Below are 14,377 nucleotides of genomic sequence, written 5' to 3'. Positions count from 1 at the left end.
CCGCCGGGAGAAATCCATGGTGCGGTTTTCCTGAATCCAACACCCGAACTGATGAACGCGCGGCCCCTTCCGCTCTGCCGTACAGGGACACGCGTCCAAGGAGTCATCGATGAGCACCACCCCACTGGTGGGCACCTTCACGTTCCGCCCCCTCGACCCCCTGAAGGACGCCGAGCTCCTCCACGCCTGGGTCACCCATCCCAAGGCTGCCTTCTGGATGATGCAGGACGCCACGCTGGCGGACGTCGAGCGGGCCTACATGGAGATCGCGGCCGACGAGCACCATCACGCGCTGCTCGGGCTCCGGGGCGGTGAACCGGTTTTCCTCATGGAGTACTACGACCCCGCGCACCGCGAACTGATCGGCCTGTACGAGCCGTTGCCCGGTGACGTCGGCATGCACTTCCTGACCCCCCCGACCGACACACCGGTGCACGGGTTCACCCGGGCGGTCCTCACCGCGGTGCTGGCACGCCTGTTCGCGGACCCGGCCGTGACACGGGTCGTCGTCGAGCCGGACGTGGCCAACACGGCCGTACACGCCCTGAACAAGGCCGTCGGGTTCGTGCCCGAGCGGGAGATCCAGAAGCCGGAGAAGAAGGCGTTGTTGAGTTTCTGCACGCGAGAGCAGTTCACGGCCGCGACGGGGGTGGCGATATGAGCCTCGCCGACGCCGTCGCGCACCTGTCCCCCGAGCGCTGGGCGAGCGCCAACCGGGCCCTCGTCCGCAAGGCCCTCGCCGAGTTCGCCCACGAGCGCCTCGTCACCCCCGAGGAGTACGGCGGCCAGTACGTCGTCCGCAGTGACGACGGGCTCACCTCCTACCGCTTCACCGCCGTCCGCCGCGCCCTCGACCACTGGCAGATCGACGCCGGCTCCCTCACCCGGTACCGCGACGGAGCCGAACTCCCCCTGGAAGCCCTGGACTTCTTCGTCGAGCTGAAGGGCTCACTCGGCCTGAGCGACGAGGTCCTGCCGGTCTACCTGGAGGAGATCTCCTCCACCCTCTCCGGCACCTGCTACAAGCTGACCAAGCCCCGCGTCACCTCCGCGGAGCTGGCCCGCGGCGGCTTCCAGGCGATCGAGACCGGGATGACCGAGGGACACCCGTGCTTCGTCGCGAACAACGGGCGGCTCGGCTTCGGCGTCCACGAGTACCTGTCCTACGCCCCGGAGACCGCGAGCCCCGTCCGGCTGGTGTGGCTGGCCGCGCACCGATCGCGGGCCGCGTTCACGGCGGGCGCCGGCATCGAGTACGAGTCCTTCCTGCGGGACGAGCTGGGCGAGCGGACCCTGGACCGGTTCCGCGCCACCCTCACCGGGCAGGGCCTCGACCCCGGTGACTACCTGCTGATCCCGGTCCACCCCTGGCAGTGGTGGAACAAGCTGTCCGTCACCTTCGCCGCCGAGGTGGCCCGGCGGCACCTGGTCTGCCTCGGCGAGGGCGACGACGAGTACCTGGCCCAGCAGTCCATCCGGACGTTCTTCAACCGCAGCCACCCGCACAAGCACTACGTGAAGACGGCCCTGTCCGTGCTCAACATGGGCTTCATGCGCGGTCTGTCGGCCGCCTACATGGAGGCCACCCCGGCGATCAACGACTGGCTGGCCCAGCTGATCGAGAACGACCCGGTGCTGAAGTCGGCCGGCCTGAGCATCATCCGGGAGCGGGCCGCCGTCGGCTACCGGCACCTGGAGTACGAGCGTGCCACCGACCGCTACTCGCCGTACCGCAAGATGCTGGCCGCGCTGTGGCGGGAGAGCCCGGTGCCCTCCCTCCAGGACGGCGAGTCGCTCGCGACCATGGCGTCCCTGCTGCACGTCGACCACACCGGCGCCTCCTTCGCGGGCGCGCTGATCGAACGCTCCCAACTCGCGCCCACCGAGTGGCTGCGGCGGTACCTGCGGGCCTACTACACCCCGCTGCTGCACAGCTTCTACGCCTACGACCTGGTCTTCATGCCGCACGGCGAGAACGTGATCCTCGTGCTGGCGGACGGGGTCGTCCGGCGGGCCGTCTACAAGGACATCGCCGAGGAGATCGCGGTGATGGACCCGGACGCGGCCCTGCCTGCGCAGGTGCGGCGGATCCGGGTCGAGGTCCCCGAGGACAAGAAGCTGCTGTCGCTCTTCACGGACGTCTTCGACTGCTTCTTCCGGTTCCTCGCCGCGCACCTGGCCGCCGAGGGCGCCTTGACGGAGGACGGCTTCTGGCGCACGGTCGCGGAGGTCACCCGCGAGTACCAGGAGGCCAACCCCCAGCTGGCCGACCGGTTCCGGCAGTACGACCTCTTCGCCCCCGAGTTCGCCCTGTCCTGCCTCAACCGGCTCCAGCTGCGCGACAACCGGCAGATGGTGGACCTGGCCGATCCCTCCGGCGCGCTCCAGCTCGTCGGGACCCTGCGCAACCCCATCGCCGGGTTCTGACCGTGCGGACGGGCGGGCACCGGCGGTGTACGGTCCACCGCCGGTGCCCGCCAGGCTCAGCCTAGGCCGCGGGCCACGGCACCTGCGGCGAGCGGTAGTAGCCGATCCCGAGGGCGTCCCAGCGCGGGGCCTGGGCGGCGAGGCGCACCTTGTAGGCGTCCCAGTCGTGCGTGGCCGCCGGGGACCAGCCCAGCTCGGCCGCGCCCGGCAGCCGCGGGAAGGCCATGTAGTCGATGTCGGCGGACGTCTTCAGCGTCTCGGACCACAGCGGCGCCTCCACGCCCCGGACCGCCGGCGCCGGCGCGCCGGCCAGGTAGCTCCCCGGGTCCCAGTCGTACGACCGCCGCACCTCCACCAGCCCGGCCCAGGTGAGGCCCAGCCTGGTGTCCTTGGTGTACTTCATGTCGAGGTAGACCCGGTCGGCCGGGGACAGGATCAGCCCGGTGCCGCCCCGCGCGGCCGCGACGACCTGGTCCTTGTCGGCGGCACTGGTGCTGTCCAGGCCCCAGTACTGGGCGAGGGCGCCCTTGACCGGATGGGCGCCGGTGAGCTGGTGCCAGCCGATGACCGTCTTGCCGTACTTCGCGACGACGGGCTGGATCCGGTCCATGAAGGTCACGTAGTCGGCGTGGCTGGTGGAGTGGGCCTCGTCGCCGCCGATGTGGAGGTAGCGGCCCGGGGTGAGCGCGGCCAGCTCGCGCACGACGTCGGCCACGAAGTCGTACGTCGCCTGCTTGGGCACGCACAGCGAGCTGAAGCCGACCTTGGTGCCGGTGTAGAGCGGGGGCGCGGTGCCGTCGCAGTCGAGCCGGGCGTAGGAGGCGAGGGCCGCGTTGGTGTGGCCGGGCATGTCGATCTCGGGGACGACCTCCAGGTAGCGGGAGGCCGCGTACCGGACGATCTCGCGGTACTGCGCCTTGGTGTAGTAGCCGCCCGGGCCGCCGCCGACCTCGGTGGAGCCGCCGTAGGTGGCCAGGCGGGGCCAGGAATCGACGGCGATGCGCCAGCCCTGGTCGTCGCTGAGGTGCAGGTGCAGCTCGTTGATCTTGTAGAGGGCGAGTTCGTCGATGTACCGCTCGACCTGGGCGACGGTGAAGAAGTGCCGGGCGACGTCCAGCATGGCGCCGCGGTAGGCGTAGCGGGGGCGGTCCTCGACGGTGCCGCCGGCGATCTGCCAGGGGCCGGGCTGGACGGTCCTCTTCTCCACGGCGGGCGGCAGCAGCTGACGCAGGGTCTGCACGCCGTGGAAGAGACCTGCGGGGGCGCTCGCGGTGATGGTGACACCGCCGGCGCCGCTGTTCAGCCGGTAGCCCTCGGCGCCGAAGCCGCTCTTCACGAGGTGGAGCCGGATGCCACCGGTGCCGTGCTCGGTGAGCGGCAGCCGGTAGCCGGTGGAGGGCCGCAGCAGGCCGGCGAGGTAGGCGCCGATCCGGCGGACCTGGGGGGTGGCGTCGACGCGGACGCCGGTGTCGCGGGTGATGCGGTACGCGGCGGCGCCGGGTGCGGCCGAGGCGGGCGCCGGCACCACCTGGCCGAGGGGGGTCGGGGCGGCGGCCCCGGCGGCGGGGGCGGCCCCGAGGGTGCCGATCCCGGCCGCCGCGACGAGCAGCAGGGACCCGAGGACGCGGGGGACGACGGTGGTTCGGGGAGTCGTGCTGTGGTTGCGTCTCACATGCGCTCCCTTCAAATGTGGTCGAGACCACTGTCCCGCAGATCCGGTGAAACAATCCCTCCATGGCGGAAATCATCCAGAAGGACGGCACCTGGGCCTTCGACGGCGACGCGCTGCGGCTCACTCCGGGCCGGGACAAGAGCGTGGGTCCGCTCCGCCGGGCGCTGGGCGAACTCGTCGTACCTCTGGGGGCGTTGGCCGGGATCTCCGTCGAGCAGGGGCGCAGGTCGGGGCGGCTGAGGCTGCGGTTGCGCGACGGCGCCGACCCTCTGACCCAGGCGACCGGCGGGCGGCTCGCGGAGGGGGACGACCCGTATCAGCTGGCGGTGCAGTCCGACCGGTACGGGGTCGCCGAGTACGTCGCGGACGAGGTGCGCCGCGCGCTGCTGCTGGAGCAGGTCCCGCCGGAGCCGGCCCAGGCGTTCCTGCTGCCCGGCCCGGCGCTGCCGGTGTCCGTCTCCGCCGGGGACGGCACGGCGAGCTTCGACGGGGAGCAGGTGCGGCTGGAGTGGAACTGGAAGACGGAGGACGCCAAGGCCGCCGCCGGGCCCCGGACGATACCGCTCGACGAGATCACCGGCGTCGAGTGGCAGCCGGCGGCCGGGCTGGAGAACGGGCACCTGCGGTTCCGGTTACGCGGCGCGCCGGTCGCGGCGCCGCCCAAGTACGACCCGAACGCGGTCGAGTTGTGGGGCTTCAAGAAGGACCCGCTCATGGCGCTGGTCGCCGCCGCCGTCCAGGCACGGCTGCCGCACCCCATGGCGCGCGCCGCGGACGCCGGCCGGACGCGGCGCCCGGCACCGGCCACGGAGCCGGCGGCCGGGGCCGACGGCCATGACACGCTGCTGCGCCGGCTGCGCGAGCTGGGCGAGCTGCACCGGGACGGGGTGCTGACGGACGACGAGTTCGCCCTGGCCAAGCAGGCGGTCCTCAAGCGGATGTGAGGGCCCGTGTGACGACCGCCACGCCCGCCACCCGCCCCCCCCCTGCCCGAAATCGGGCACGTTTCTTGCGAAACCGGCGCCGGTGGCTCAGGATCTACCGGGTGCACGACGAACTCGTAGATCATCTGACGCGTTCCTCGCCCCTGAACCGGGGCGAGGCGCTGCGGGTGATCCAGGACGTGCTCGCCTACTTCGACGAGTCGACCGAGGACTACGTCCGTCGCCGCCACCGCGAACTCCAGGCGCAGGGCCTGGTCAACGCGGAGATCTTCGAGAGGATCGCGGCGGACCTCAAGTACCGAGCGGTGGCACCGCCCGAGCTGACCCTCAGGCAGCTGCGCCGCATCGTCTACGGCTAGGAATACCTATACATGTGCGGAATTGTCGGATACATCGGGAAGCGTGACGTGGCCCCGCTGCTGCTCGAAGGGCTGCAGCGGCTGGAGTACCGCGGCTACGACTCCGCGGGGCTGGTCGTCACCTCCCCGAAGACGCCGGGCCTGAAGATGGTCAAGGCCAAGGGCCGGGTCCGCGACCTGGAGGCCAAGGTCCCGGCGCGCTTCAAGGGCACCACCGGCATCGCCCACACCCGCTGGGCCACCCACGGCGCCCCCTCCGACGTCAACGCCCACCCGCACATGTCGGCCGACAACAAGGTCGCCGTGGTGCACAACGGCATCATCGACAACGCCGCCGACCTGCGCCGCAAGCTGGAGGCGGACGGCGTCGAGTTCCTCTCCGAGACCGACACCGAGGTCCTCACCCACCTCATCGCCCGCTCAGGCGCCGAGAAGCTGGAGGACAAGGTCCGCCAGGCGGTCCGGCTGGTCGAGGGCACCTACGGCATCGCCGTCCTGCACGCCGACTTCCCCGACCGCATCGTGGTGGCCCGCAACGGCTCCCCGGTCGTCCTCGGCATCGGCGAGAAGGAGATGTTCGTCGCCTCGGACATCGCCGCGCTGGTCACCCACACGCGCCAGATAGTGACCCTCGACGACGGCGAGATGGCCACCCTGAAGGCCGACGACTTCCGCACCTACACCACCGAGGGCACGCGCACCACGGCCGAGCCCACCACGGTGGAGTGGGAGGCCGAGTCGTACGACATGGGCGGCCACGACACCTACATGCACAAGGAGATCTTCGAGCAGGCCGACGCCGTGGACCGCGTGCTGCGCGGCCGCATCGACGACCGCTTCTCCACCGTGCACCTCGGCGGCCTCAACCTCGACGCCCGCGAGGCCCGGCAGATCCGCCGCGTGAAGATCCTCGGCTGCGGCACCTCGTACCACGCGGGGCTCATCGGCGCCCAGATGATCGAGGAGCTGGCCCGCATCCCCGCCGACGCCGAGCCGGCCTCCGAGTTCCGCTACCGCAACGCGGTCGTGGACCCCGACACCCTGTACGTCGCGGTCTCCCAGTCCGGCGAGACGTACGACGTCCTCGCCGCCGTGCAGGAGCTGAAGCGCAAGGGCGCCCGGGTCTTCGGCGTCGTCAACGTGGTGGGCTCGGCGATCGCCCGCGAGGCGGACGCCGGCATCTACGTCCACGCGGGCCCGGAGGTCTGCGTGGTGTCGACCAAGTGCTTCACCAACACCACGGTCGCCTTCGCCCTGCTCGCCCTGCACCTGGGCCGCACCCGCGACCTCTCGGTCCGCGACGGCAAGCGGATCATCGAGGGCCTGCGCAGGCTGCCGGACCAGATCACCGAGATCCTCAAGCAGGAGGAGAAGATCAAGGAGCTGGCCGAGCTGTACGCCGACGCCCGCTCGATGCTCTTCATCGGCCGTGTGCGGGGCTACCCGGTCGCCCGCGAGGCCTCCCTCAAGCTCAAGGAGGTCTCCTACATCCATGCCGAGGCCTACCCCGCCTCCGAGCTGAAGCACGGCCCGCTGGCCCTGATCGAGCCCGCCCTGCCGACGGTCGCGATCGTCCCCGACGACGACCTGCTGGAGAAGAACCGCGCGGCCCTGGAGGAGATCAAGGCCCGCAGCGGCAAGATCGTCGCGGTGGCCCACCAGCACCAGGAGAAGGCGGACCAGACGATCGTCGTCCCGAAGAACGAGGACGAACTCGACCCCATCCTGATGGGCATCCCGCTCCAGCTCCTCGCCTACCACACGGCGCAGGCCCTGGGCCGGGACATCGACAAGCCGAGGAACCTGGCGAAGTCGGTGACGGTGGAGTAGATCCGGCCGGCGACAGAACGGGACCCCCACGCGTGCCACCCTGCGCGTGGGGGTCCGTTCGGTGCCGCTGCGGATCAGCCGGTGGCCGTCACCCCCCGGCCGGCGGCACGCCCCGGAAGCGTCGTCGGCCAGTGCGCGAGCGCGGCCGTCGCCGCGTACCAGGCCACCGCCCCGGCGACAGCGGCGACCCACCCCCCGGCCTTGGTCAGGGAGGAGCTGCCGGCGAAGGCCGCGACGGCCAGCACCAGCATCGCCAGGAACAGCAGCCCGTACATGAGCTGCCCGAGGCCGCCCCCGCCCGCGAGGGTGAGCGTGAGCGCCACGAGGGCGAACAGCAGAAGGAAGAGGCCGCCCGCGTCGGCGGACGAGTGCGCCGCGACGGCCCAGGTGAACCAGAGCGCGCCGAGGGCCGCGAAGCCCGTGCCGGAGGCGCTGTCCCCGCCGCGGAGGGCCAGCAGGCCGATGAGGAACAGGGCAACTCCGCCCACGTAGTGGGCCACTGAGACGGCGTCGGACGCGGCCACGCCGTGGATGACACCGGTCGTACCGAGGCCGAACGCCAACAGGGTTACCCCCAGGGCGAGTCGGCCGACCACGGTCGTGCTTCCGCTTCCCGCGGAGACTTCGTTGTCCACGGCGGGCTCCCTTCGTGCTGTGCAGTTGCGCGGTGACCGGTATATGCCCTTCACAAGGGCACAAACCACCTCTACGCGCGAGTAGTTTCGCGCTGCACCAAGGGAGTTGACAGGCTCAGGGGATGACGATCACAGGCCGCCGCGCCCGCTTGGCGAGCCGCCCGGCGACGGAACCGAAGATGCGGCCGACCAGGCCGTGCGTGGAGCCGACGACGATCGCGTCCGCCTCGTACTCCCGCCCGACCTCCTCCAGTTCGTGACAGATGTCCCCGCCCCGCTCGACCAGGATCCACGGCACCTCGGCCAGATAGTCCGCACAGGCCAGTTCCAGACCGAGGACCTCGGTGCGGTGGTCCGGTACGTCGACGAAGACCGGTGGCTCGCAGCCGGCCCACACGGTGGTCGGCAGCCGGTTGGCGACGTGCACGATGATCAGGCCGGAGTGGGAGCGGTGGGCCATGCCGATCGCGTAGGCGAGGGCACGCTCGCTGGAGGTGGAGCCGTCGAAGCCGACGACGACTCCGTGCCGGAAGGCGGGGTCGCAGGAGGGGCGTGACTCTTCCGCCGCCAGGGGCTCGGACGCCGTGGGATCGGCGACGGGCCGCTTGCGGTCCGCTGGTTCGAAGAATTCGTGACCGGCCATGGCTGTCTCGGCGTTGTGATCCTTTATGGGCGGGGGACGACAGTGTGCGACGGAGCGGTGCCACGGAGCTGTGTCCGGGAAACATCTTCCCAACCCCATACCCCCAAGGGTACGGCGGCACGCCTCCCGGGCCCAGCTCTCGCGCACGCTCCGTAAGCGGTCCCCCGATGTCCGTGAGTGGGTTCACCGGAGCATGCACGAGCCGCGCCCGTAACGCAATGGTTGCTGCCCCGTACAGGCGGTTTGCTCACGGTTCACAGACGTACGGTTGGTAATCGGCGGTGACCGACCGCTCGAACAGGCGTTGAACCGGACGAACCGCCCACCCCGGGAGTACCCGCAAGGAGTACCCCGGAGGAGCACGAAGGGGAGTACGCGATGCCGCGAGCGCGGTCCACCTCCGAGCCGGACCCCGGGCCGGACGGCGCGAGCGAGGTGATCCGCTGGGCCGCCTTCAGCTGCGTCCTCGTCCCCGTCGTCCTGGTCTGGTACGGCACCTCGCTGGCCGGCGCGGCGGGGGCCGCGGCGGGGCTGGCCGCCGTCACGGCCGTGTGCCGGATGCTGCTGCGGCGCTCGGAACGGACCGCCGCGCGCTGCGCCGGGCGGCACGGCGGGCGACCCGGCGGACGTTCCGGCTCGCAAAGCGGCAGACGTCACACCCGGCGACGGACACCGGGTGACTGACCTGTTTCCACACCCCCCAACGTCTCTTTTCAGCCAACTTCTCAATGTCGCCCCCAGGGGGCCTGTACCACCCCCCAACCCCCGTTTGACCTGCACGGAAAGGGTCCACAGGCGGCTGCGCACCCTACGCGGTTCGGCCACCGCCACAAGGCGCACTTCCCTACGCCCCCCGCGAGTGCAACGCTTCGTGATCGAATGCTTCACGCCAAGTTGTCATGTCGACAATGTCCGGCGTGTCGAACCGGCCACCGTGAGACCGCGGTAGCCACTAGATTCGATCTTGACTGTCTTTACGGCGGGGGACTCGTGCAGGACCGAGGGGAAACGTGCAGGAGCGACACAACCGAGGAGCCGCGACCACCGAGGGGGGCTTAGCAGTATGAGCCACGACTCCACTGCCACGCCGGAAGCCGCGGCCCGGAAACTCTCCGGGCGCCGCCGCAAGGAGATCGTCGCGGTGCTGCTGTTCAGCGGCGGCCCCATCTTCGAGAGTTCCATTCCGCTGTCGGTCTTCGGGATCGACCGCCAGGACGCCGGCGTGCCGCGCTACCGACTGCTGGTGTGCGCCGGCGAGGAGGGCCCGCTGCGGACCACAGGGGGCCTGGAACTCACCGCACCGCATGGGCTGGAGGCGATCTCACGCGCCGGGACGGTCGTCGTACCGGCCTGGCGTTCGATCACCTCTCCGCCGCCGGAGGAGGCGCTCGACGCACTGCGCCGGGCGCACGAGGAGGGAGCCCGCATCGTCGGGCTGTGCACGGGCGCGTTCGTCCTCGCGGCGGCGGGCCTGCTGGACGGCCGCCCCGCGACCACCCACTGGATGTACGCGCCGACGCTGGCCAAGCGCTATCCGTCGGTGCACGTCGATCCACGCGAGCTGTTCGTGGACGACGGCGACGTGCTGACCTCGGCCGGTACGGCGGCCGGGATCGACCTCTGCCTCCACATCGTGCGGACGGACCACGGCAACGAGGCGGCCGGCGCGCTGGCCCGCCGCCTGGTGGTCCCGCCGCGCCGGACAGGCGGCCAGGAGCGCTACCTCGACCGGTCTTTACCGGAGGAGATCGGCGCCGACCCGCTCGCCGAGGTCGTCGCCTGGGCGCTGGAACACCTCCACGAGCAGTTCGACGTGGAGACACTGGCGGCACGCGCCTACATGAGCCGCCGTACGTTCGACCGCCGGTTCCGCTCGCTGACCGGAAGCGCGCCGCTGCAGTGGCTGATCACGCAGCGGGTGCTCCAGGCCCAGCGGCTGCTGGAGACGTCGGACTACAGCGTGGACGAGGTGGCGGGCCGCTGCGGCTTCCGCTCCCCCGTCGCGCTGCGCGGGCACTTCCGCCGCCAGCTCGGCTCGTCCCCCGCCGCCTACCGGGCCGCCTACCGGGCCCGCCGGCCGCAGGGCGACAAGCCGGGTGAGCCGGAGGCCGCGATGCCCCAGCCCGGGGCCCCGGCCGGGCTCGCCGGCCCGGGCCCGGTGACCGGCCCGGTCCCCGCCCTCCTCCACCCGGAGAGCGGTGTCCCGATGCAGAGCCGCCGCCAGACCGCGGGCGCCGTGGGCCTCCTGCCGGGCCCGAGGCACGGCATCTGAGCACGGCGCAAGAGGGGGCGGGCCATCCCGCCCCCTCTTCCCGTTCCGGCTTCCCGCCCCCTCTTCCCGTTCCGGCTTCCCGTTCCGGCATTCCGTTCCGGCCGACGGGCCGCGTGCCCCCGGCCGAGCCCGGCACCGACGCGGGGGACCGAAAAACACCGGCCCGCTTTAGGGTGGTCGCATGAACGATCGCATGGTGTGGATCGACTGCGAGATGACCGGCCTCTCGCTGTCCGACGACGCTCTCATCGAGGTGGCCGCCCTCGTCACCGACTCCGAGCTGAACGTACTCGGCGAGGGGGTGGACATCGTCATCCGCCCGCCGGACCAGGCGCTGGAGACGATGCCGGAGGTGGTGCGTCAGATGCACACCGCGTCCGGGCTGCTCGCCGAGCTGCCGAACGGCACCACCCTGAAGGACGCCGAGGAGCAGGTGCTGGCGTATGTGAAGGAGTACGTCAAGGAGCCCGGCAAGGCCCCGCTGTGCGGCAACTCCGTCGGCACCGACCGCGGCTTCCTGCTGCGCGACATGCCGACCCTGGAGGACTACCTCCACTACCGGATCGTCGACGTGTCCTCCATCAAGGAGCTGGCCCGCCGCTGGTACCCGAGGGCGTACTTCAACAGCCCGGAGAAGAACGGCAACCACCGGGCCCTCGCCGACATCCGCGAGTCGATCGCCGAGCTGCGCTACTACCGCGAGGCCGTCTTCGTGCCGCAGCCCGGCCCGGACTCCGACACCGCGAAGGCGATCGCCGCCAAGTACGTCCTGCCCGCGCGGTAGCGCCCGGGGAGGACAGCGCGAAGGGCGGCTCGCGAAAACGTGTGCGCGAGCACCCCTTCGGACCCTGTAGACTTCTTCTCGGCCGGTCGGGGAAACGACAAGTTCCACCACCGGTCGTGGTGGGTGTAGCTCAGCTGGTAGAGCACCTGGTTGTGGTCCAGGATGTCGCGGGTTCGAGTCCCGTCACTCACCCTGATCAGTCGGCCGGTGGCCCGCGCGAGCGGACCACCGGCCGAACTGTTTCCCGGCCCTCCTCAGCCCCCGTCAGATCCCGCGCCCCGGGCCCTGCCGCGACCGTCGGTCTTCCGTGACCGCGCCGGCAGCAGCCCGATGCCGGACACCGGCCCGAGGTGAGCGAGTTTGTCGGGATTGGTCATGGAGTGGATCGCCCGGACGCGGCCGTCGGCGGCGACGTCGAGCGCGACGACACTGGCGACCCGCCCCTCGGCGTCGTAGGCCACACCGCCCGGCCGGCCGTTGACCCGGGCCGGCTCCAGCACGGCCCCGAGCGTCCGGACCCGGCGAAAGCCGCCGACGAGCAGCCGCACGACCCGGTGCGCCTCGGTCACCGTCGTCCCGATCGCCTGCGCCTTGCCGCCGCCGTCGCCCTGGAACACCACGTCCGGGGCGAGCATGCCGAGCAGGGCGTCCACGTCGCCGCTGTCGGCGGCGGCGAAGAACCGGTCGGCCAGCCGCGCGCCCTGCGACCGCCGCACCGGCTCCGGCGCCGGGCCGGCCGCCCGCCCTTCGGGCGCGACGCGCTTGCGGGCGCGGGCGAAGATCTGCCGGCAGTTCGCCTCCGACTTGCCGGTGATCCCCGCCACCTGCGGGTAGCCGTACCCGAAGACCTCGCGCAGCACGAACACCGCGCGCTCCACGGGGGTCAGGACCTCCAGCAGCACGAGGAACGCCATCGACAGCGCGTCGGTCAGCTCGGCGTGCTCGGCCGGTCCGGGCCGCTCGGCCGTCACGACGACCGGCTCGGGCAGCCAGTCGCCGACGTACGTCTCGCGCCGCACCCGCGCCGAGCGCAGGTGGTTGATGGCCAGCCGCGTCACGGACGTGGTCAGGTACGCCTTGACGTTCTCGACCTCGGTCCCGGCCCGGCGCGCCCGGGTCAGCCCGAGGAAGGCGTCCTGCACCAGGTCCTCGGCGTCACCTACGGAACCGGTCATGCCGTAGGCGATGGAGAACAGCAGCGGCCGGTACCCGTACGCGTCCGTCTCCACGGAGACGCACATCACATCCCTCCCCTTTCACAGCGTGCCGGGCTCTCCTGTCTCAGAGGGGCGACAGCACACGGGCAACCACCCCCGCGAGGAGAAGTCCCATGAACGTCGCTCTGTGGATCGTCGCCGGACTGCTGGCCGCCGCCTATCTGTTCGGCGGCAGCTACAAGGTACTCACACCGAAGGAGAGGATCGCCGCCGCCGGAGCCGGTGGGCGGTGGGTCGAGGACTTCAGCGCCGGCGGGGTGAAGTCCATCGGCGCCCTGGAGGTCCTGGCCGCGGCGGGCCTGGTCCTGCCCGCCGTCCTCGGCGTCGCGCCGGTCCTCGTGCCGCTGGCCGCCCTCGGCCTGGTGCTGCTGATGACCGGCGCCGCGATCACGCGCTACCGCCGCCACGAGCTGAAGCTCGTCGCCGTGGACCTGCTCTACATCGCCCTGGCCGCCTTCGTGGCCTGGGGCCGCTTCTGACCGGCAGCCCCTGGCCCGGCGGGCCGCCGTCACGACGACGCCCGCACCACCAGCTCCGCGGGCAGCACCGCGTGCCGCCGCTCCAGGTCGCGCGAGGCGGCCGGGCGGCGGTCGGCGATCTCGGCGAGGAGGAGGTCGATCATCGCGCGGCCCATCTCCTCGATGGGCTGGCGGACGCTGGTCAGCGGCGGGTCCATGTGCCGGGCGATGGCGGAGTCGTCGTAGCCGATCAGCGCCACGTCGTCCGGGATGCGGCGGCCCGCCTCGCGCAGCACCTGGCGGGCGCCCGCCGCCATCACGTCCGAACCGGCGAAGACCGCGTCCAGGCCGGGGTGCCGCGCCAGCAGCGCGGTCATCGCGCGCCGGCCGCCCTGCTCGGTGAAGTCCCCGGGCTCGACGAGGAGTTCGTCCGCCCCGTGACCCGCGTCGCGCAGGGCGTCGCGATAGCCGTCGACGCGGCGCTGGGCGCCGTAGACGTCCAGGCGGCCGGTGATGTGGGCGACCCTGCGACGGCCCCGGGCCAGCAGGTGTTCCACGGCCAGGCGGGCGCCGCCGTAGTTGTCGGAGTCCACCGAGGTGAGCGTCTCGCCGGCCGAGCGCGGGCCGCTGATCACGGCCGGGATCTCCAGCTGGGCCAGCAGATCGGGCAGCGGGTCGTCGGCGTGCACCGAGACCAGCAGGACGCCGTCCACGCGGTGCGCCGCGAGGTACTGGGCGAGGCGCTGGCGCCCGCGGTCGTTGCCCGCGAAGGTCAGCAGCAACTGCATCTCGCTGTCGGCGAGTTCGGCACCGACACCGCGCAGCATGTCCGAGAAGTACGGCTCCGCGAAGAAGCGGGTCTCGGGCTCGGGGACGACGAGGGCGATCGCGTCGGTGCGGTTCGCGGCGAGGGCGCGGGCGGCGGTGTTGGGGACGTAGCCCAGTTCGGCGACGGCCGCCTCGACCGCGGCGCGGGTGGCGTCACTGACCCGGGGCGAGCCGTTGATCACCCGCGACACCGTGCCCCGGCCGACGCCGGCCCGGGCGGCGACCTCCTCGAGCGTGGGCCGCCCCCCGCCCCGGCCCCGCGCCCCGTGGCTTGCCATGGCTCCGCCTTTCCCGACCGTGTCGCGTCC

General features: G+C 71.9%; 14 protein-coding genes and 1 tRNA gene. 10 read left to right on the top strand and 5 right to left on the bottom strand.

Translation table 11 applies throughout. The features are described 5' to 3' along the window. Positions 1–109 precede the first annotated feature (109 nt). On the top strand, positions 110–661 hold the full coding sequence (locus ACZ60X_RS22775; RefSeq protein ID WP_469601297.1) for a GNAT family N-acetyltransferase: 552 nt from the start codon (positions 110–112) through the stop codon (positions 659–661). Next, positions 658–2,427, top strand: a complete 1,770-nt coding sequence (locus tag ACZ60X_RS22770) for an IucA/IucC family protein (protein WP_469601294.1) — start codon at positions 658–660, stop codon at positions 2,425–2,427. Before ACZ60X_RS22775 ends, ACZ60X_RS22770 begins: the two co-directional genes overlap by 4 nt. 61 nt (positions 2,428–2,488) lie before the next feature. Here the strand turns inward: ACZ60X_RS22770 and ACZ60X_RS22765 are convergent, their stop codons facing one another. Then, positions 2,489–4,099, bottom strand: coding sequence for a beta-N-acetylhexosaminidase (locus ACZ60X_RS22765; protein WP_469601291.1), 1,611 nt, complete (start codon positions 4,097–4,099; stop codon positions 2,489–2,491). Positions 4,100–4,161: 62 nt separating this feature from the next. Between ACZ60X_RS22765 and ACZ60X_RS22760 the strand changes: the two genes are divergently transcribed. The 3 genes from ACZ60X_RS22760 to glmS all read left to right on the top strand — a co-directional run bounded on the left by ACZ60X_RS22760 (position 4,162) and on the right by glmS (position 7,232). Beyond that, complete coding sequence (locus tag ACZ60X_RS22760; RefSeq protein WP_469601288.1) at positions 4,162–5,043, top strand: DUF4429 domain-containing protein; 882 nt, start codon at positions 4,162–4,164, stop codon at positions 5,041–5,043. A 101-nt stretch (positions 5,044–5,144) separates the two neighbouring features. Beyond that, a complete protein-coding gene (locus ACZ60X_RS22755) occupies positions 5,145–5,402 on the top strand; it encodes a hypothetical protein (RefSeq protein ID WP_469601285.1) in 258 nt (85 codons plus the stop codon). Between the two features lie 12 nt (positions 5,403–5,414). Then, complete coding sequence (glmS, locus tag ACZ60X_RS22750) at positions 5,415–7,232, top strand: glutamine--fructose-6-phosphate transaminase (isomerizing) (RefSeq protein ID WP_469601280.1); 1,818 nt, start codon at positions 5,415–5,417, stop codon at positions 7,230–7,232. 74 nt (positions 7,233–7,306) lie between these two features. Here the strand turns inward: glmS and ACZ60X_RS22745 are convergent, their stop codons facing one another. Beyond that, the gene (locus ACZ60X_RS22745; RefSeq protein ID WP_469601277.1) at positions 7,307–7,867 is read right to left on the bottom strand and encodes a GPR1/FUN34/YaaH family transporter; all 561 of its coding nucleotides are present in this window, start codon (positions 7,865–7,867) and stop codon (positions 7,307–7,309) included. Positions 7,868–7,982: 115 nt separating this feature from the next. Then, positions 7,983–8,510 (bottom strand): universal stress protein, encoded by a 528-nt coding sequence (locus ACZ60X_RS22740; RefSeq protein WP_469601275.1) that lies wholly within the window; start codon positions 8,508–8,510, stop codon positions 7,983–7,985. Between the two features lie 378 nt (positions 8,511–8,888). On the opposite strand from ACZ60X_RS22740, the gene ACZ60X_RS22735 reads away from it, so the two are divergent. From ACZ60X_RS22735 to ACZ60X_RS22720, 4 genes are all read left to right on the top strand, one after another. After that, positions 8,889–9,194 carry a hypothetical protein gene (locus ACZ60X_RS22735; RefSeq protein ID WP_469601272.1) on the top strand — a complete coding sequence of 102 codons (306 nt, stop codon included), beginning with the start codon at positions 8,889–8,891 and terminating at the stop codon, positions 9,192–9,194. 379 nt (positions 9,195–9,573) lie between these two features. Beyond that, a complete protein-coding gene (locus tag ACZ60X_RS22730) occupies positions 9,574–10,782 on the top strand; it encodes a helix-turn-helix domain-containing protein (RefSeq protein WP_469601269.1) in 1,209 nt (402 codons plus the stop codon). A gap of 181 nt (positions 10,783–10,963) precedes the next feature. After that, the gene (gene orn, locus ACZ60X_RS22725) at positions 10,964–11,566 is read left to right on the top strand and encodes an oligoribonuclease (RefSeq protein ID WP_469601266.1); all 603 of its coding nucleotides are present in this window, start codon (positions 10,964–10,966) and stop codon (positions 11,564–11,566) included. Between the two features lie 119 nt (positions 11,567–11,685). After that, positions 11,686–11,758, top strand: a tRNA-His gene (locus ACZ60X_RS22720). Positions 11,759–11,820: 62 nt separating this feature from the next. Here the strand turns inward: ACZ60X_RS22720 and sigJ are convergent. Next, positions 11,821–12,807 (bottom strand): RNA polymerase sigma factor SigJ, encoded by a 987-nt coding sequence (sigJ, locus tag ACZ60X_RS22715; RefSeq protein ID WP_469601264.1) that lies wholly within the window; start codon positions 12,805–12,807, stop codon positions 11,821–11,823. 89 nt (positions 12,808–12,896) lie between these two features. Between sigJ and ACZ60X_RS22710 the strand changes: the two genes are divergently transcribed. Then, a complete protein-coding gene (locus ACZ60X_RS22710; protein WP_469601262.1) occupies positions 12,897–13,262 on the top strand; it encodes a DoxX family protein in 366 nt (121 codons plus the stop codon). Positions 13,263–13,291: 29 nt separating this feature from the next. Here the strand turns inward: ACZ60X_RS22710 and ACZ60X_RS22705 are convergent, their stop codons facing one another. Further along, positions 13,292–14,347: a LacI family DNA-binding transcriptional regulator gene (locus ACZ60X_RS22705; RefSeq protein ID WP_469601260.1), complete on the bottom strand. Its 1,056-nt coding sequence runs from the start codon at positions 14,345–14,347 to the stop codon at positions 13,292–13,294. Positions 14,348–14,377: the final 30 nt, after the last annotated feature.

Source organism: Streptomyces sp. NPDC104106 (genome assembly GCF_055584345.1).
This window is presented reverse-complemented; position numbering and strand designations above follow the sequence as displayed.